Consider the following 19,382-nt stretch of genomic DNA (forward strand, 5'->3'; position numbering starts at 1 on the left):
GTTGTGAGCAACCCTCAGCACGATGGGAAACGGGTTGTGAGCAACCCTTCGCACAACTTGCACGGCTTTTATATCTTAAAGAGCGAATACCCCAACTCACGCGTGGAAGACATATCAAACGTATATGAAGTAGCAGTGCTCGGGATTTTCACGCGTACCTTATAACCCAACGTTCCCGTAGGAAGTCGGCCTGCGAGGTGGGTGAATAAAAACGTCCGTTGCTGAGCATTATACGACCCAAATACCATCGGATAAGGCTGATCATTTTGGTAAAAACCACCCATCCACCAGCCATTGTAATGCGCTTCAAAAGGTGTTTGCGGGTACCCACCCGTTATCCACGTTTGTCCGCCGTCAATACTCACATCTACATAAACAAGGGATTGATTTTCAATGTGGGTTTTGTAAGGTGCTATCTTCTTTTGGGCTAAAATAATACTCTCGCGTACCATCGGGTTTATTTTTCCTACCGTGTTGGCCTCCCAGTTGACGACGCCGTAATTTTGAAGGTTCGCAAAACCAATCATAGCGTCGTAAATACGCTGTTCAAAAATATCGGTTGTAGCCAATGAATAAGGGCTAAAGTTGTACGTACGCGGCGTAGGCTCCCAGTTTAAAAAGCCCAGTTTGGTCGGTTCTTGATAACGGGCGCAGTAGATGGTACTCCAAATGAGCAACAAGAAATGGTCGTCGGTTTGCCAAACCAGTTCAGGCGAAGTAGTCGTTAATTCAACGCTGTTACTACCCGCAGGAATATCTATTTCGGTAAAACCCCGCCAATGTTGAAACGTAATACGATAGGTTTTATCGGCGTTGCGCAGGCTGCCATCTTGGGCGTGCAACGACACCCGCACCCGCCGATTCCGCAAAGGCGTATTGGGGTCGGCTCCAATGTCAACGACGTGATAGCGCGTAGGAACGCCCGCTGTCACGTTGGTTTTGGGGGTTTCTTTCAAGCGAATTATGTCCGTATTGACCCAATAATTGACGTTTGAATCATACTGAAGAACTGCCCACATGGCAAACTGCTGCACAAAATCCCACGCTTCCATGTAGTTAAGTTCCTCATTGACAGCACGATTGTTAAATTTGTTTTTGAGCTTCCAAATGGGATTATTGGGTACACCCCAATTTGAGTGAATATTGCCGTTGTCATCAAACTGAGGGAAGATAAACGGATCCATTTGGTTGATGGGGCCTGCTCCGTACTGCCAAATTTTTGCGCCGTTGCTGTAGAGTTTTGTTTTGTAAAACAACTCCGTAAAAACATAACTCCAGCGGTGCTGAACGTGGTCAAAAAACTGTTGATCGTCCCAATTTTTGTAAGTAGGGTCGGTACCACCGTTGAAGGCATGGCGGTATTTCCCATTTTCCCACACTTGTCGCCCCCGTAAAATAGACAGCCACTCGGCATTAGAAAATGTCTCGATGTCCCAGCGCAGAAAGCCCATTCGCCCATCACCTGCGTACTTGGCTCGGCGGTCGAGTTCGTATTCGGTCAGCAAAAAAGGATTCCATTTTCCCGCTTCGTCCACGTTTTCAATCGTCACCGACAAAAAAGGCGCATTAAAACAGCGATAATTCTTTCCCTGCGCCGAAAGTAAGCGATTTGGATCAGGAACATACACTGGATTTTTCCCAAAACTTACACCCTGTACCGTAAAAGCATCCCGAAAAATGCCTTCATTAATATCCGCGTACCGATTTTCTTTGGGTTTGCCCTCGCCTACTCCGCCAAAAAACGCTTTAAAGCCATAATCTCGAAAGTCCGTCACATCGTCCCATACCACTTTTTGGGCTTCAAATAGCTTTAATAAGTGTCGAAACGGCTCATTTGCGGCAGTACTTGATAAATCAAAAGTGCCTAGTTTTGCATTGGGTGTGTAGCCTTGCGGGTAGCCACCTTCGTCGGGTTCGTACAGTACTTCTTTAGGAATGCCCTGCGCGTTGGCATTTCTAAAAAGTCCCATTATCAACAACAATATCCCAAAACAACGCTTCATCATTTCTTCAAATTAAAACCTTACCCCCGAAAACAAACCGTTATTAATTGTCCACAAAATCCTGTCAAGTGCGTTCACTTCGCCGTCGAGGTTGATATCTCCTGCTAAGTACTTTCCAAAAGAACCATTGGTTTGGTTCCAGACGGTCATATCGTTTGCATTAATTTCTGCACTTGTCCCCTTGACGATATCGCCTGCATACATCATATAGCGCGTATCCTGCATCTTTTGCCCAACTGCTGGAGCATTGGCAGGGATGTAGGATTGGTTGATACCAAAATCATAGAAAAAACCACCATTCACAAAAAGCGTAGGCGTGGCCGCCACAATCGGCAGGTGGTTACGGTGTTCGACCGCCACGTAATAATTAGTGTATTCCTTTAACCGACTCGGGCATCCTTGAATAGTAGGCACTAAGCCATCGTTTTGAAGTAAGGCGGCCGCTTTAAAAACCGTCGTAGCAGGATTCGCAGGGTCGGTTCGTAGCGAAACCAGCACCCAATCCGTAACCGACGGGTCATAAGTGGACACCATTTCACTGCCCATGTAATACCAGGGCGCTCCCACGTATGGCTGTCCCGCTGGCGTTTTGGTTGCGAGCGGACTAACGGGCGTTTGTCCTGGCAATAATCCCTGTTGGTTGAGGGTCGTTGTCATCGAACCTACACCATTCCGATAAGCACCTTCCAACAACACCCGAATACTCCCGACACTCTCGGGTAGAGTCCTAGTTCGAATGATAATTTTGGCCGTACTTGTGCAACCCGTTGTGTATTGTGCTTCAAGGTAAAACGTAGTAACCGTACTGTCTAGGCGCACGTTGGTAGGGTTCGTCACAATCGGGCCGTCGTAGGAGTCTTTTCGCCAAATTGGTGTAGTAAAGCTGCCATAGTTCGCGACTTGAGCAGGCAATGACAACGGGCCTTTGTGACAAATTGTGGTATCCGATGCCATTCGTAGTGGCATACAGGCTTCTATTTTCCAGATTTCGCTTCCTTTTTTACCATCGTCTGCCGTAAAAAACAGGGTATCGCCCAACACGGTAAGGTTACTGATTCCACTTCCCGTTGTTCCCGAATACAACTCCAACACGTTGGTGGCCGCTTCGGTGCCATCAGTTTGCCAAAGTTCTCTTCCCGCAAAATCATCGTAAGCGGTAAAATACACAATGCCTTTTCGGAGATTAAACATCGACGGCGTACTGTTAGAACCTTCTCCGCCGACACGAATATTTTTCACCATTTTTGTCCCAGCCGCTGTGCCGTCCGAACGCCAAAGCTCTTGTCCTGCCTCTCCGTTGGTGGCCGAAAAATAAAGCAGCCCGTTGAGCGTTTTGAGGTTTCGGGGGTCACTGCTACCGCTGCCTGTTTGAATATCTACGGCAAGCACTGTCCCCGCTGCCGTTCCGTTCGACTTCCAGAGTTCGATTCCCGCTTGTCCATCGTTGGCTGCAAAGTAAAGCGTGCCGTTGAGCGCCGTCAAATAATGCGGCATTCCACTCATCGAGCCACTCCAAATATCTCGTACCTGTACCGTCCCTGCCGCCGTTCCGTCCGACTTCCATAATTCAAAGCCGTTAGTGCCATTGGTTGCCGTGAAATACAGCGTTCCGTTCAGGTTGGTGAGGTACTGAGGGTTCGAGCTTCCAATTCCTGCATTAATATCTTTGACCAAAGTAGTTCCTGCCGCCGTACCGTTGGTTTTCCAAAGTTCGTACCCATTTGCGCCATCGTTTGCCACAAAATAAAGCGTTCCGTTGACGTTGGTCAGTTGTTGGGGATTCGAGCTTCCTGCCCCCATCACAATGTCTCTGACAATGACCGTGGTCGCATCCGTCCCTCCTGACTTCCAGAGTTCGCTTCCTGCTGCTGCGGTGGTTGCCACAAAATACAGTGTTCCGTTGACATTCGTAAAACCACTTGGCATACTTCCCAGCGGCCCGTCGTTGATGTCCTTCACACGGGTTGTACCTGCGGCCGTGCCGTTCGATTTCCAAAGTTCGTAGCCGTAGCCTGTCTGATCCGCCACAAAATACAGTGAACTTCCTACACTCGTGAGAGAATAGGCCGTGCCTGGTAAATCCAGAACTTTAGCCGTACTAGCATTTCGCCCTGATGATTTCCACAGCCCCACGGTCGAGCCGTTTTGTTTGGCTGTAAAATAAAGGATTCCATTGTGATTGGTCAGAAAGCGCGGGTCGCTTCCCAAGGTAGCAGAGGTAGCAAGCGGATCTGCCTGAAGGTTAATATCTTTCAGCAATAGCGGATATTGAGCATATACACTGCTCACCAGCAATAGCAAACCCCACAAAATAGTTTTCCTGACAACTAGCATTACTGGCACCGAGTTTTTCTAGTATCGCATAAAACGATACGTTGCTGTATTCAAAGAAATGGGCAAAATTTCTTTGAATACAGCAATAAAAGTGCCAAAATGATTGATAATGGGCTATCTATCAGCCAAAGAGCCACTCCACGGCCTTCGGAAACTCTTTGCCCCAGCGCATTTCGGTATGCTCACCAGCGGGGTCGAGCGATAGTTTAAATTGAAGTCGTTCGTTGTTCCATCCTTGTCGTTCAATCGCCTCTTTCAGCCGCTCTACACTCGGAATCATATAGCGTCCTTCTTTCCCTCCTGCATAGACGTAGATTTTGGTTTCCAGAGGGTTAAAGAATTCGATGGAGTCAAAATAGATTTTGTCCGAAACCCAAAGCGACGGCGAAAAAATCATAAGACGACCTAGCGTTTCGGGGTACATTAAGCCCGCATATATGCTTATTAAGCCTCCCATGGAACTGCCGCCGATGCCCGTAAATTGGCGCTCGGTGCGGGTACGATAATTTTTATCAATGTACGGTTTAAGGGTACGAACGATGAAGTTGGCGTACTTTTTCCCTGCTCCCTTGCCAAATTTTGGGTGCGTATAAGGTGCAAATTCGTGCAAACGGTCTTCATCTCCGTGGTCAATGGCCACAATGATGATACCGCCTTTGTTTTGCTCGGCCAGTACCGCCATGCGTTTGTCTATTTCCCAATTTCCAAAAATAGAACCATCCCCAAAGAGGTTTTGCCCATCTTGGAGGTACAATACGGGATAGCGTTTGGTAGAAGTACTGTAGTCGTGCGGGAGAAGAATACGAATACGGCGCTTTTTGCCCAGCTGAGGTATTTCAAAATCCTCCGCTACGGTCTGAATCGTGGGCACGTACGTCTCATCAAATGCGCGGCCATTACGGCGCCAGTGAGGCACAAAATCCTTTTGGGTAGCACTTTTTCCCTTAATACGGCGATTTTGGGGCGCTTCGCCAAAGGCATCCAGCTCTACTTGGTCCCAGCCACCGCGGGTATATTTGTACTCAATGGGTTGTTCGAAGTGAAAATCGGGGGGAAATTGAAAATGATACTTTCCTACTCCTACCTTTTGCATCTGATAACGTTCAATATCAGGATACCACTCACAAAAATTACCAGAAATAAATACAGGACGCTCGTCGTCAACAGCAGTTGTCAACTCAAGCGCCAAAGACGCATTACGGTTACTCATTCCTCACAGGTTAAATGTGTCGGTTTAACACCCACAAAAGTACTAATGTTCAATAAAATTTAAAAATTTCTAGTTTTAATCCTCTTTCTCTTCACTCTGTCGGTACCAGTACCGAATCACCACTTTTTGAAGTTCGCGTTTGATAATCAATTCGGCAAGTAGTTGTAAACTAGCATGAATCGCCGTAGGAATGGCGCGGTGAATTTGTTTTTCGGTCAAATCAACCCGATTTAGGAGGTATTTTAGGGTTCCTCCTTTTTTTAAATGCTCGTCTATTTTGTGGGCCAAATATTCGCGCAACTCTTCAAACGAATAGCGTTCGTCGATGTCGAGCTCTAAGGGTAACTGCGCCGTTTGGAAGTCTTTTATGAGTTGTAGCAACAAATCGCGCAGCAAGTTGGGTAGCCGAAGCACCTGTTCTAGTTCTTCGGGCGAGGAATTTGTTAGTTTATCTGTTTCGTGCGGCATTGTTACAAAATAAACGTGCTCCCGTGAGGAACACAATAAAGACAGCAAAATAAAACTTTTATTTCCAACCTTCCGTTATTTGGAAACTACACTAATTCCTTCTCGTATGATGCGCTTTGCGTTGGTGAATTTCAAGGTTTCGTTCCATTTTTTCTTTTTTGCCCTGCTCGTCACTCATCTTTCGGCAGTGGCTCAACCTAAAGTCAACTTGTCGCAACTGAAAGCGAAGTTTCCTAACGATGAAATGGCGTACCTCAATCGCTCCGAAAAAGTAGCCATCGAGGTTGTAAATGGGGAACTTCAAATCGACGTGTTTCACCAAGAAGACCGCGTATTTTTGGACAAACGAGCCAGTGTTTTTGCCGACGAACGCATTTACTTTTCTGAAGCTTTTCAGGAAATCAAAGACCTTGATGCGGTCTCATACATTCCCGAAAAATCGGGCTATAATCGTACGCCCGTCACCGACATCAAGACCGAACGCCCCAGCCCAGGGGGTGGAATCTTTTTTGACGATATGCAGGTCAAAAAATTCACCTTTCCAGGCGCTAAAGAAGGAGGCATTGGCACCGTTTCCTATACCGAAAGAGTCAAAAGCCCCTATATGCTTTCGGGCTTTGTTTTTGGAAATTATGTACCTGTTATCAACAGCGAGTTTTCGGTTTCATTTCCCGCTTCAGTAAAAGTTTCCTACAAAACCTACGGCGATACGAAGGGGATTGTTTTTGCCAAAACAACCCAAAATGGCAAAACGGTTTATACGTGGAAAGCACAAAATTTAAAAGCGTCGCCTCTGGAAACAGAATCGCTTTCGTTGCGCCATTACGTACCACAGGTGTTTTTGTTTATCGAAAGTTATACGGCCAACGGACAAACGAAGGAGGTATTGGGCGACGTTCAGAAGCTCTTTAATTATTACAAAAGTTTGGTCAAAGACCTTAACAAACAGCCCAGTTCGCAGCTCAAAGCCCTTACGGATTCATTGACGCGTGGCAAAAGCGAAGTGGAGAAAATTCGGTCGGTTTATTATTGGGTGCAAGACCACGTCAAATACATTGCCTTTGAAGAAGGGCTTGGCGGGTTTATTCCTCGTCAGGCCAACGATGTTTGTCAAAAACGCTACGGTGATTGCAAAGACATGGCCAGTCTTACTTCGTCGATGCTCAATTTAGCGGGTATTCCGTCGCATTTGGTGTGGATTGGAACGCGTGACATTCCGTACAAATATGCCGAAAATCCTTCCATGAGCGTGGATAACCACATGATTGCAGCGGTAAAGTGGCAAGGAAAATGGCAATTTTTGGATGCCACCGACGACCGTATCGACTTCGGACTTCCGACCTCGCACATCCAAGGCAAGGAAGCCTTGATAATGACTTCAGAAGACAAGTATGAAATCGTTCCTGTGCCTGTTGTTCCTGCCAATCAAAATACCAAAGTGGACTCAATGGTACTGTCGATTGACGGAAAAACATTGAAAGGAAACGGCACCTTGACTTTTGAAGGGCTATGGAAAACATCCCTCAAATCGGCCGTGCAGTACCGTTCGGAGCCACAACGCGACGAATACTACAAAAACGTACTCAGTCGAGGCTCTAACAAATGCGCCTTGTTAAAAAATGTAGTCACAGGACTTCAAGATCGTGACGTGCCTGTTCGTCTTCAATACGCGTTTTCGGTACCTGATTACGTTCAGGAAGCCGCAGGAGAACTTTTTATTAATCCTCATTTGACGCGTCCTTGGGCCGACAAACGCCAAGAAGAAAGTCGCAAAAACGACTGGAAACACGAGTTTACGCACATTGAAGACATGGTCACGGTTTTACCTATTCCAAAAGGATATACCGTAACCAACCTTCCTACCAATGCGTCGTTTTCGCACCCTGACTTTGGGTTTAAGCTGAGTTATGAACAAAAAAATGACCAAATCGTGGTTCGCAGTCAATGGACGTTGAACTCGCTTTTGGTCAAAAAATCAAGTTTCCCTGAATGGAATAAAATGGTTGCTGCCCTCAACGAAGCTTACAGCGAAGTGATTTCGTTGAAGAAGGGCTAGCGTCTTTATTTCTTTTTAGCATTTCCTCCCCCTAAAAGACGGTTGGCCAAATCAGGACGTTTGAGCTTATTGAGACGGTTACGAATCAAATCTCTGTACTCAGGCTTGTACCAGAAAAAGAAGCGATTTTGGTTCTGCTTTTCTTCGCGGGTTTTAGCCGTAAAAACTGGCTTCAACGTGTAGGGATGCACTCCCGTGTAATAAATTACTTCCGCAACGGTCATGGGAGTTGGGGTAAAATCTTGCACTTGTTCCAAACGGAAACCCAGTTCTTTTGTTTCAGCCGCCAAATTAGCCATATCCGCCTCTTCACACCCTGGGTGCGACGAAATAAAATACGGAATCAGGGGTTGTTTGAGGTTATGTTTGTCCGAAATCTGATCGTACTTTTTCTTGAAAAGCTTGAAATACTTAAACGATGGTTTACGCATCACCCTGAGCGTATCGTCGGAGGTATGTTCAGGCGCTACTTTTAATCGACCCGATACGTGGCGCGTAATCAACTGCTCCATGTATTCGTCGTGGTTGCCATCCTTGTTGTTTTTGTTGAAATCGTCCACCAACAAATCGTACCTAATCCCCGAGCCAACAAACGCTTTTTTGATATTTGGATGCTCATCCACCTTACGGTAAAGTTCCGTAATGGGCTTGTGCGATGTATCTAAATTAGAACAAATGACAGGGTGAATACAGCTTGGACTTGTACAGCGCGCGCAAATCGACTCGTCTTTACCCTTCATTCGGTACATATTCGCCGAAGGGCCGCCCAAATCCGACAGGTATCCCTTAAATTCGGGATGCTTCGTCACTTCGTCCACTTCCTTCAAAATCGACTTTTCGCTTCGCGATGCGATAAACTTCCCTTGGTGCGCCGAAATTGTACAAAAGCTACAACCTCCAAAACACCCACGGTGCATGTTTATCGAAAACTTAATCATGTCGTAAGCAGGTATCGGCCCACGGTTCTTGTATTTTGGGTGCGGCAAGCGCGTGTATGGCAAATCAAAAGAAGCGTCAATTTCGGTTTCAGTCATTACCTTAAAGGGTGGATTTATTACCAAAACGTCTTCATTAACCAACTGCGTAATGCGATTGGCTTGCCACTTATTGGATTCTACTTCTACAATTTTGAAGTTAGCCGCGTACTTGATTTTATCCTGCAAACACACCTCATGGCTCGCCAGCTCGACCGTTTCCCATTCGTTCCACTTAGGCAGTTCGTCGGATGCTTTTTGCAAATAAGCCACTTGGTGAATGTCGCGTAATCCTGAAAAATCGTATCCGTCTTTCAAACGACGCAAAATCTCCCGCAAGGGCTGTTCTCCCATCCCATAGACCAACAAATCGGCTTGTGAATCGGCCAAAATCGTTGGCATCAGGCGGTCTTGCCAATAATCATAATGCGTTACCCGACGAAGCGACGCTTCAATTCCTCCGATAAGTACAGGAACATCGGGATAGAGTTGTTTTAATATTTTGGAATAAACGGTTGTGGCATAATCGGGACGAAACCCCGCTTCTCCTCCAGGCGTGTATGAGTCGTTTGACCGAAGACGCTTATTAGCCGTGTAGTGGTTTACCATCGAATCCATACAACCCGCCGTAACGCCAAAAAAGTACTTAGGGCGTCCGAATTTCTTAAAATCGCGCAAATCATCTTTCCAGTTGGGCTGCGCCACAATCGCTACCCGAAAGCCTTCACTTTCGATGATTCGGCCAATCACTGCCGTTCCAAAAGCAGGATGGTCAACGTACGCATCTCCCGATACAATGACGACATCCACTTCATCCCAGCCCCGTTTTTCAACCTCTTTCTTGGTAATGGGCAACCAATCGGTTATCGGTCTTTCTAACATAACACCTTACTATTTTTCTTGCGAATGGGAATTTAGCAACTTCACGCGGTTATAAGTAACCGCTATTTTTCGGTTGTGAGCAACCGAAAGCACTTGCCGTGGACGTGATTACTCATAACCACGACTTCGGCTATTAAAAATGAGCCGCTTACTTTTCGGTTGTGAGCAACCGAAAGCACTTGCCGTGGACGTGATTACTCATAACCACGGCTTCGGCTATTAAAATTAGCCGCTTACTTTTCGGTTGTGAGCAACCGAAATCACTTGCCGTGGGCGTGGTTACTTATAACCACGACTTCGGTTGCTCACAACCGAAGCTAATTTACTCAACCAAGTATGAAACAAAATAGTTTGAGAAATACCCCAAAACAAAACAGTCCACAATTTACAATATAATGAGCTATTGTAAACTGTGAACTGCCAATTGTTACTTTTTTATCTATCGTGCTACTTCGATATTCACTGGCTTTCCTTTGATGGTATTGCCACTCATGGCTTCTACCACACGACGAGCATCGCGCTCAGGAACATCAACAAACGAATACGCATCAAAAATGTCAATAGAACCAATCACGCGGCCTGGGATACCTGCTTCACCCGCAATGGCGCCTACGATGTCGCGAGGTTGAACACGGTCTTTACGACCTACGCTCACAAACAAGCGAATCATACCTGGGTCATTGCGTTTCTGACGGTCACCACCACCACGGCTATCACGGTCACCACCACGACCACCACGGTCGCCAAAACGGCCACTACCTTCACCACGTTTTTCGAAACGTCCACCACGGTCATCACGTGCACCATTTCTGTCTTTAAACTTACGGTCTTCGTCCCATGCCAAGTCAGTATCAGCAAATTCGCTTTTCTGAACACCCATGTTGATTTTCACCAAAGCGGCTACAATCGTTTCAGTGCTCAGACCAGTCGTATGGTGCAACATCGTGAGCATATCGCTGTAGATATCCAAATCACCTTCGGTCGCCGCCTTTTCTACTTGCTCAATAAAACGAGCTTTACGAACGCCCACAATGTCCTCAAACGTAGGGATTACTCCTTTTTCGATGCGAACTTTTGTGTAACTTTCGATTTGGCGGAGGCGGAATTTTTCGTCTTTTGCAACCAATGTCAACGCCTTACCTGTACGACCCGCGCGGCCGGTACGGCCAATACGGTGTACGTAATATTCTTCGTCGAGGGGAAGGTCAAAGTTAATTACCGCATCCACGCCCGACACGTCGATTCCGCGAGCTGCCACGTCGGTAGCCACCAAGATAGTAGTTGTACCTGCTCTAAACTTCGCCATTACATTATTACGTTGGGCTTGGCGCAAATCGCCGTGAAGTCCTTCAGCTTGGTAGCCGCGTATCATCAAATCTTCCGTAATTTCATCTACTTTACGTTTTGTATTACAGAAGATAATCACTTGTTTCAAGTCGTAAGAATCAATCAAACGGCAAGTTACTTCCGCCTTTGCACGTTGTTTTACTTCAAAACAAACCTGTTCGATGTTTTCATTGGTTACTTCTTTACGAGTTACTTTAACGAGAACAGGATCATTTTGGAATTTCTGCGTAATGGCCATGATAGGCTTTGACATCGTCGCAGAGAATAAAACCGTTTGGCGTTCACCTGGCATTTCTTCCAAAATGCTTTCGATATCTTCACGGAAGCCCATGTCAAGCATTTCGTCCGCTTCGTCAAGCACCATGTAACTTACTTTCTCTAATTTCAAGGCGCGACGCTCCATCATATCCATCGTACGACCTGGCGTACCTACGACGATATGTACGCCACCGCGCAACGCTTTAATTTGGCGCTCAATCGAGTCACCTCCGTAAATCGTTTCAATTTTTACGCCTTTCTTGTATTTCGCCAAGCGACGCAATTCGTCGGTTACCTGAACCGCCAATTCACGCGTTGGGCACAAAATAAGTACCTGAGTGTGTTTTTCAGTAACGTCAACAAGTTCTAGCGCTGGCAAACCGAAGGCCGCAGTTTTACCTGTACCTGTCTGGGCTTGTCCGATAACGTCTAATCCTTGTAAAAGATGGGGAATTGCTTGTGCTTGAATAGGAGATGGTTTTTCAAAACCCATTTCGTTGGTTGCTTGTAACAGTTCATCTGATAAGCCCAACGTTTGAAAACTTAATGTTTCTTCTTGCATTGTATTGTTTATATTGAATATTGTGTTGGGAGCATAGAGTACAACAGCACATACAGGCGCGACAGCGTCTCCACACCCACAAACTGAATACTCAATACTCGCTTAAAAAAGCACTGCAGCCCGAAGAGTCTCTGTAGGTTAAAACAGATGGCCTGCGTGTATTTTCTGAGGACGAAAAGAAGGGGTAAACCCTAACACAAAAAATCGCAGAGACGAACGAGCGTGTTCGTGCAGTAAAACTTTTGCAAAAGTAAGACTATTTATCGAATAAACGACAAATGAGAGATAAAATTTTGTATTTTTCGTAGCAATATAAAATTTTGCGGGCTTCGCTACTGGATTTCAGTTACCGCTCCATTTTCGCATTTAACCACCCGAGCAGGGTATTTTTTTAGGAAGTCATAATTGTGGGTAGCCATCAAAATAGCCGTTCCTGCGGTATTGATGGTTTGGAAGACCTGCATGATTTGCTCTCCTACCTCTGGATCGAGGTTTCCTGTAGGCTCATCGGCAAGTAAAATTTGGGGCTCATTGAGCATGGCCCTGGCAATCACTACGCGTTGTTGCTCTCCACCCGAAAGTTGATGTGGCATTTTTTTGGGAGACGTACCCAGCCCCACTTGCATTAACACGTCCGAAATCCGAGTTTTAATGGCCGACTTATCCGTCCAACCCGTCGCACGAAGAACAAACTCTAGGTTTTCTTCCACGTTACGGTCAAAAAACAATTGAAAATCTTGAAACACAATGCCCAGTTTTCTTCTCAAAAACGGCACTTCTGCTTGTTTCATTTTTTGCAATTCATATCCTACCACTTTTCCTTTTCCCGATTCAAGCCACAAGTCCCCGTACAAAGTTTTCAAAAGTGAACTTTTTCCACTCCCTGTACGGCCAATAAGAAATACAAAGTCACCTTTGTTGATTTCAAAATTGACATCCGACAGTACCAACTTGTTGCCGTTTTGGTATATATCTACTCCTTCAAGCTTAATGATGGGTTCCGAAGAAAATGCGGTCATTTGTTTGCAGCGATTAGCAGTTAGTTAACCAGCAGTCAGCGATTGACAATCTTTTACTGACTGCAAATCGCTAACTGCTGAAGCCTGATTACTGGTTTGCTTTTTTGTAATCAGCCAAGAATTTCTCCAATCCAATATCTGTAAGTGGGTGCTTCAACAACGATGTAATAACGCTGAGTGGGCAAGTTACGACATCGGCGCCAAGTTCTGCACATTTCAACAAGTGAACTGGGTGGCGTACCGAAGCAGCCAATACTTCTGTTGTGAATCCGTAATTTTGGTAAATACCCACAATCTGCTCAATCAACTCCATACCGTCCATTGAAATATCGTCCAAACGACCAATGAAAGGAGAAACGTAAGTGGCGCCCGCTTTGGCTGCCAACAACGCCTGACCAGCTGAAAAAACGAGGGTGCAGTTGGTACGAATGCCACGGTCAGAAAGCGCTTTGATTGCCTTTATCCCGTCTTTAATCATTGGCACTTTTACCACGATTTTGTCATCTATTTCGATAAGCTCACTCGCTTCTTTAAGCATCCCCTCCAAATCGGTCGAAATCACTTCCGCACTCACATCTCCGTCCACAATGTCACAAATCGCTTTGTAATGCGCAATTACATTCGCTTTTCCCGTAATTCCTTCTTTGGCCATAAGCGATGGATTAGTGGTTACACCATCCAAAACGCCCAAATCATACGCTTCTTGAATTTCTTTCAAATTAGCCGTATCAATGAAAAATTTCATAATGAGAGATTTAAGTTATGTCGTGCAAAGTTAGGCAAAGCAGGCCGTATCTAAAATTTTTACCATGAAAATAGACTTGCCCACTTTTAAAAGTACAACTTACTCCACTATTACCCAAAAAGGCTATTCCTTTTTAATTTTCAAAATTTGCATTATAGAAATTTATTATTGTAATTTGCTTTCTGGTTAGGTTACTTGCGGACAAGAAATACTTGGAACAATCCAAAATACCTTGTAGTGAGTCCTTCCAAGTGACTGGACCAAACAGGTAATCATTCACAAAACAATTTTAAACCTATGATGAACAGTTTCCCTTCTGTAGGGCGAGTTTTACTCGCTCGTCAGTTTGCTGTCCTTGGTAAAATCGCCATGACAGTTTTGTTCACAGTGGTCTTCTTGGGAGTCCAAGCTCAGGAAAGACAAGTCACTGGTAAAGTAAAAGATGGAACAGGCACAGGAATGCCAGGTGTAACAGTTGCAGTAAAAGGAACTCAACGCGGTACGAGTACAGATGTTGATGGAAATTACAAAGTTGCCGTTCCTACAAACGCGACACTCGTATTTAGCTACGTAGGTTACTCAAACCAAGAAATTGCGGTTGGTACCCGCTCAGTTGTCGATGTAACTCTTCTCGAAGACAACAAAGTCCTGAATGAAGTAGTGGTAGTAGGTTATGGTACAGTCAAGAAAAAAGATGCGACTGGTGCTGTAAATGCTATTGGTGCAAAAGACTTCCAAAAAGGGATTGTAGTATCGCCCGAACAATTGATGCAAGGACGCGTAGCTGGGGTGCAAATCACTCAGTCAAGCGGTGAGCCAGGTGGTGGCATCAACGTTCGTATCCGTGGTACGTCTTCCGTATTTGGTGGTAACAACCCATTGTTCGTTATCGACGGAGTACCTTTGGCAGGTGACAATACCTCATCTGGTGGAGATGCTTCGGGGGTTGGTCGTCAGCCAGCTAAAAACCCATTGAACTTCTTGAACCCAGAAGACATTGCAAGCATCGACATCTTGAAAGATGCTTCGGCAACGGCGATCTACGGTTCACGTGGTGCTAACGGGGTAGTTTTGATTACAACGAAAAAAGGAAAAGGTAAAGGTACGCTTGAGTACGGTTACTCATTGGGTATGAGCAACATCACTAAGCGTTATGATTTGCTAAATGCCGATGAATACCGTGCAGCGGGTGGCCAAGATCAAAAAGGTAATACTGACTGGCAAAAAGAATTGTTCAGAACTGGTTACACTAACCAACACAACTTTGCCTTCGGAGCTGGCGATAACAACGGAAGCTACCGCTTTACGTTGGGTTATTTGAACCAACAGGGGATTATCAAAGAGTCAGAAATCAAGCGTTACAGCTTAGGCTTCAATGGTTCTAAGAAATTCCTTAATGACCGTTTGACGATTGCGAGTAACATCAACATTTCAAACAACCAAGACGCTAACGTACCTATCTCAGAGAACATTGGTTTTGAAGGAGACCTTTTAGGTAACATCTTGAAAGCAAACCCAACTCGCCCTGTTTACAACAGCGACGGTACGTTCAACCAACCAGGTAACACTGAACCTAACCCATTGGCAATGATTGCATTGTCTCAAGACAACACAAACACGCTTCGCGCTTTGGGTAACATCAACGCTGAATTACAAATTGTGAAGAACTTGAAATTCAAAACTGTAATTGGTTTTGACAAGTCATTCTCTTCAAGAAAATCAGCTTATTCTCGTGACCTCGTGTTGACAGGTGTTGACAAACTCGGCCGTGCTTACGTTGCGGATATCGAAACTGACAACAAATTGTGGGAAAACTACTTCACATACGACAAAGAGTTTAACAAAATCACATTCAATGCGTTGTTAGGTTATTCGTATCAGATGTTCAGCCGCTACTCAAAAAATATTGCAGCTGCTAACTTCCGTACCAGCGACTTAGATTTGATGATCAACAACATCGCATCAGCAAATGCTGGTAAATTTGGTAGCAACGTTATCAACAACTCTGGTTCAGAAACTGACGAATTGCAATCATATTTCGGACGTGTAAACGTAGGTATCAATGACAAATATTTGTTAACAGCTACTTTGCGTTCAGACGGTTCTACGAAATTCGGGGGCAACAACAAATATGGTTTCTTCCCATCTTTCGCTGCTAAGTGGAAAATCATGAACGAAAGCTTCGCTCCTAAGAATATCTTCGATGACTTATCGGTTCGTTTGGGCTATGGTTTGACAGGTAACCAATCAATTCCTCACAACGTCTATGACCGTCGTGACCGTTACAGTGGCTGGGGAATCAACCAAGGTGGTGATAACATCGAAGGTGGTGGTTTGAACGCCGTAGCATTTAACAACCCTAACTTGAAATGGGAAACAACGTCATCTATCAACTTAGGTTTGGATTTTGCTATCTTGAAAAACCGTCTTTCTGGAACGATTGATTTCTATCAGAAAAACACCAAAGACCTCTTGTTCTACGTTATTTCAGCACAACCTGCTCCTACGCCATTTACGTGGAAAAACTTGGATACTGACATCCAAAACCGTGGGTTAGAAATTTCATTGACAGGTTCGGTGGTTGACCAAACTAACTTTAGTTGGGAAGTATTATTAAACGCTGGTTTCAACAAAAACATGGTTAAAAACCTTAATGGGGTATTTGACACGGGTGAAATCAACGGTCAAGGTTTGACAGGTGCGTTTGCACAACGTATCGCAGCTGGTCAGCCTTTGTTTGCTTATTTCTTGCGTGACTTCGGCGGATATGATGAAAACGGGAACTCGCTTTATCCGAATGGGGACTACCAACAATTCTTGAATGGTAAAAGCCCACTTCCAACTGCTACTGGTGGTTTGACAAACAACTTGCGTTACAAAAACTGGGATTTGAGCTTGTTCTTCAACGGCGTATTTGGTAACTACCTTTACTCAAATACTGAAAATGCGTTCTTTACAAAAGGATCATTTGCAAACGGACGTAACGTGACTAAGAATGTGGTAACAAGCAAAGAAGGTCCATTGAACGCTCCAGACGTTTCAACTCGTTTCTTGCAAAAGGGTGATTTTGTTCGTTTACAAAACTTGAACTTGAGCTACCGTGTACCAGTAAGTGGTAAAACTATTTCAAACTTGCGCGTATTCTTGACAGGTCAAAACTTGATGACCTTCACTAAGTACACTGGTCAAGATCCAGAAGTAAGCACCAACAAGTCTATCAACGGTATTCCATCGTTTGGTATCGACTACACTGCTTACCCAAGAGCTAGAACTTGGACCATCGGTGCTAACATTTCGTTCTAAGAACTAACAAAAAACTAAACAAAATGAAGACTAATAAATACATAGTAAGAACTTTGATAGTTGGGCTAGGCTTAACTACCATCACTTCTTGTACTGATTTAGTAAATAACGAAAAAGATTCTATCGTCAGACAGTCTGAAGGTGGTACTCCTGTAGCAGGAGACCCTGTTGGTCTATTGGAATCTGCTTACAAAGACCTAGGGTTTTATACTGACCAAGCCAATGCTTACGCTTTGGGTATGCACACTTCAGCCGAAATGATTCCTCCTACACGTGGGGTTGACTGGGGTGATAACGGGGTTTGGCGTACGCTTGACCAACATACTTGGGATGCGACCCACCAACAAGTTCGTGATACTTGGAATAGCTTGAACTCTCGCGTGTTTAAAACCACCGAAATTTTGGCTTCTACGACCGCAACAGCGGCTCAGAAAGCAGAAGCTAAGTTCTTGCGTGCCTGGAATATGTATCACGTGATGGACTTCTATGGTCAAGTTCCTTTCAGAGAGTTTACACAAGGGGTTGACGATCTTCCTCGCGTAATGACTCGCTCAGAAGCATTCGACTTTATTGTAAAAGATTTGGAAGAAGCCCTTCCAGTGTTGGCAAAAATGGGCCCATCAGCATCAAACGGTGTGGCTAACAAAGCAGCTGCCAACTTCTTACTTGCTAAGTTGTATTTGAATAAGGCAGTTTACAAAGCTTCGACTCCAGCAGGTCCATATACATTTGATAAAGCAGATATGGACAAAGTATCAACTTACGTTAATGCTATCACTGCCGACGGATACAAGCTTGATACTGATTACTTTAATGCCTTTACAAAAAATGGCAACTCAGAAACCATTTTCGTGAGCTTGGAAGGTACACCTCAGAACCGTTGGTTTATGACGTTGCACTACAGCCAAAACCCATCTGGATGGAACGGTTTTACGACTTTGGCTGACTTCTACGATAAGTTCGAGAAAGATGATCCACGTATCGGTAAGGCCGCAAAAGGCGATGGTACTGAGTTCTCTGGTATCGGTTACGGTTTCTTGGTTGGCAAACAAGTGGATGATAAAGGTAAAGACGTTATTGACTCTCGTACGCAAAAAGTACTTTCGTTCACTCGTGACGTACCTTTGGCAGGTGCAGCTACCGATAAAGGTATCCGCGCTATCAAGTACCACCCTGCAACAGCTGGTAAGTACATCTTGATGCGTTATGCTGAAGCACTAATGATGAAAGCAGAAGCTCAACTCCGTGGTGGTGACGCCGCTGGTGCGTTGGTAACTGTAAACTCTATCAGAACTGCCCGCAAAGCAAAAGCACTTGCCTCAATCAACACAGACGGTATGTTCGACGAAATCGGTCGCGAATTGTACTGGGAAGGTGGCAAACGTACGGTAGAAGTTCGCTACGGTAAGTTTACTACAGGTGCTGGTGCTGACAACAAAGAAGCCTACACTGTATTGTTCCCAATCCCTGCTATCGCGCTTGTTTCTAACCCTAACTTGAAGCAAAATCAAGGGTATTAATCCGCTTTAGTAGTTATAAATTCAAAGAAAAATGCTCGAATCACATCGGGCATTTTTCTTTTAGTGACTTTCCCCACCTATGATAGCAGCACGTACATTATCTTTTTATTTTATTATTTTTTTGTTCGGAAGCTCCGTGTCGAGCTGTACCAGTTCTTCAACTTCAAAAAACCCTTCCGACATACTCGCTACCTTGAAAGAAGGCGAAGCTAAAGTATGGCTCACCATTGATAATCAGCCATTTTATGGCGACAGCAGTGTTTTTAAAGGAGAGATAACGGCTTTTGACCACGCGTTCCGCATCAATATCACCGATCAATTTCAAGGAAACACCGTGATTGCTATCGGCGGCGACCAATGGTTTGCCACCAAACCCATCACCAAAGCCGTTGATACCAACAACCAGACCCAAGCCAGCGCCATGATTGGACGCATGACCGACCCCGTCAATCGTCGCGGTTTAGGATACATTATGACATCGGGCGAAATAACACTCGAAGCACTATCCGAAGAAAAAGCTATTTTACGACTCAAAGGCCAAGTGGGAGAATACACCACCATGGGAAACCCTGCGACGTGGAAACCCGTAGAAGGGCTCATTGTCTATAAAAAACCCCTTTTAAAAGTCCAAGGGCTCACGCCTCAGCAACTTTACTTTTAAGTTCTAAAGCACAAGTTAACCGTTGCGGTGCGCCGCTGCG

General features: G+C 45.0%; 12 protein-coding genes. 4 read left to right on the plus strand and 8 right to left on the minus strand.

Going from position 1 to position 19,382, the window contains the following annotated elements:
- Positions 1-68: 68 nt before the first annotated feature.
- The 4 genes from AC23N5_RS05940 to AC23N5_RS05955 all read right to left on the minus strand — a co-directional run bounded on the left by AC23N5_RS05940 (position 69) and on the right by AC23N5_RS05955 (position 6,015).
- A complete protein-coding gene (locus AC23N5_RS05940; RefSeq protein WP_487754847.1) occupies positions 69-2,006 on the minus strand; it encodes a hypothetical protein in 1,938 nt (645 codons plus the stop codon).
- A gap of 9 nt (positions 2,007-2,015) precedes the next feature.
- A complete protein-coding gene (locus tag AC23N5_RS05945; RefSeq protein WP_487754848.1) occupies positions 2,016-4,337 on the minus strand; it encodes an ELWxxDGT repeat protein in 2,322 nt (773 codons plus the stop codon).
- A 121-nt stretch (positions 4,338-4,458) separates the two neighbouring features.
- Positions 4,459-5,547 carry an alpha/beta hydrolase gene (locus tag AC23N5_RS05950; RefSeq protein ID WP_487754849.1) on the minus strand — a complete coding sequence of 363 codons (1,089 nt, stop codon included), beginning with the start codon at positions 5,545-5,547 and terminating at the stop codon, positions 4,459-4,461.
- Between the two features lie 75 nt (positions 5,548-5,622).
- On the minus strand, positions 5,623-6,015 hold the full coding sequence (locus tag AC23N5_RS05955) for a hypothetical protein (protein ID WP_183975675.1): 393 nt from the start codon (positions 6,013-6,015) through the stop codon (positions 5,623-5,625).
- Between the two features lie 79 nt (positions 6,016-6,094).
- On the opposite strand from AC23N5_RS05955, the gene AC23N5_RS05960 reads away from it, so the two are divergent.
- The gene (locus tag AC23N5_RS05960) at positions 6,095-8,071 is read left to right on the plus strand and encodes a DUF3857 domain-containing protein (protein ID WP_487754850.1); all 1,977 of its coding nucleotides are present in this window, start codon (positions 6,095-6,097) and stop codon (positions 8,069-8,071) included.
- Positions 8,072-8,076: 5 nt separating this feature from the next.
- Here the strand turns inward: AC23N5_RS05960 and AC23N5_RS05965 are convergent, their stop codons facing one another.
- From AC23N5_RS05965 to fsa, 4 genes are all read right to left on the minus strand, one after another.
- Positions 8,077-9,927 carry a YgiQ family radical SAM protein gene (locus AC23N5_RS05965; protein ID WP_183975679.1) on the minus strand — a complete coding sequence of 617 codons (1,851 nt, stop codon included), beginning with the start codon at positions 9,925-9,927 and terminating at the stop codon, positions 8,077-8,079.
- Between the two features lie 439 nt (positions 9,928-10,366).
- Positions 10,367-12,094, minus strand: coding sequence for a DEAD/DEAH box helicase (locus AC23N5_RS05970; RefSeq protein WP_183975681.1), 1,728 nt, complete (start codon positions 12,092-12,094; stop codon positions 10,367-10,369).
- Positions 12,095-12,426: 332 nt separating this feature from the next.
- On the minus strand, positions 12,427-13,113 hold the full coding sequence (locus tag AC23N5_RS05975; RefSeq protein WP_028524979.1) for a cell division ATP-binding protein FtsE: 687 nt from the start codon (positions 13,111-13,113) through the stop codon (positions 12,427-12,429).
- Between the two features lie 88 nt (positions 13,114-13,201).
- On the minus strand, positions 13,202-13,858 hold the full coding sequence (gene fsa, locus AC23N5_RS05980; protein ID WP_183975682.1) for a fructose-6-phosphate aldolase: 657 nt from the start codon (positions 13,856-13,858) through the stop codon (positions 13,202-13,204).
- Between the two features lie 297 nt (positions 13,859-14,155).
- Here fsa and AC23N5_RS05985 point away from each other — a divergent pair, with 297 nt between their 5' ends.
- The 3 genes from AC23N5_RS05985 to AC23N5_RS05995 all read left to right on the plus strand — a co-directional run bounded on the left by AC23N5_RS05985 (position 14,156) and on the right by AC23N5_RS05995 (position 19,342).
- The gene (locus tag AC23N5_RS05985) at positions 14,156-17,161 is read left to right on the plus strand and encodes a SusC/RagA family TonB-linked outer membrane protein (protein WP_487754851.1); all 3,006 of its coding nucleotides are present in this window, start codon (positions 14,156-14,158) and stop codon (positions 17,159-17,161) included.
- A 23-nt stretch (positions 17,162-17,184) separates the two neighbouring features.
- A complete protein-coding gene (locus tag AC23N5_RS05990; RefSeq protein ID WP_487754852.1) occupies positions 17,185-18,681 on the plus strand; it encodes a RagB/SusD family nutrient uptake outer membrane protein in 1,497 nt (498 codons plus the stop codon).
- Positions 18,682-18,760: 79 nt separating this feature from the next.
- The gene (locus AC23N5_RS05995) at positions 18,761-19,342 is read left to right on the plus strand and encodes a hypothetical protein (RefSeq protein WP_487754853.1); all 582 of its coding nucleotides are present in this window, start codon (positions 18,761-18,763) and stop codon (positions 19,340-19,342) included.
- The last annotated feature ends 40 nt before the right edge of the window (positions 19,343-19,382 follow it).

This window comes from Runella sp. R5_40 (genome assembly GCF_057652295.1).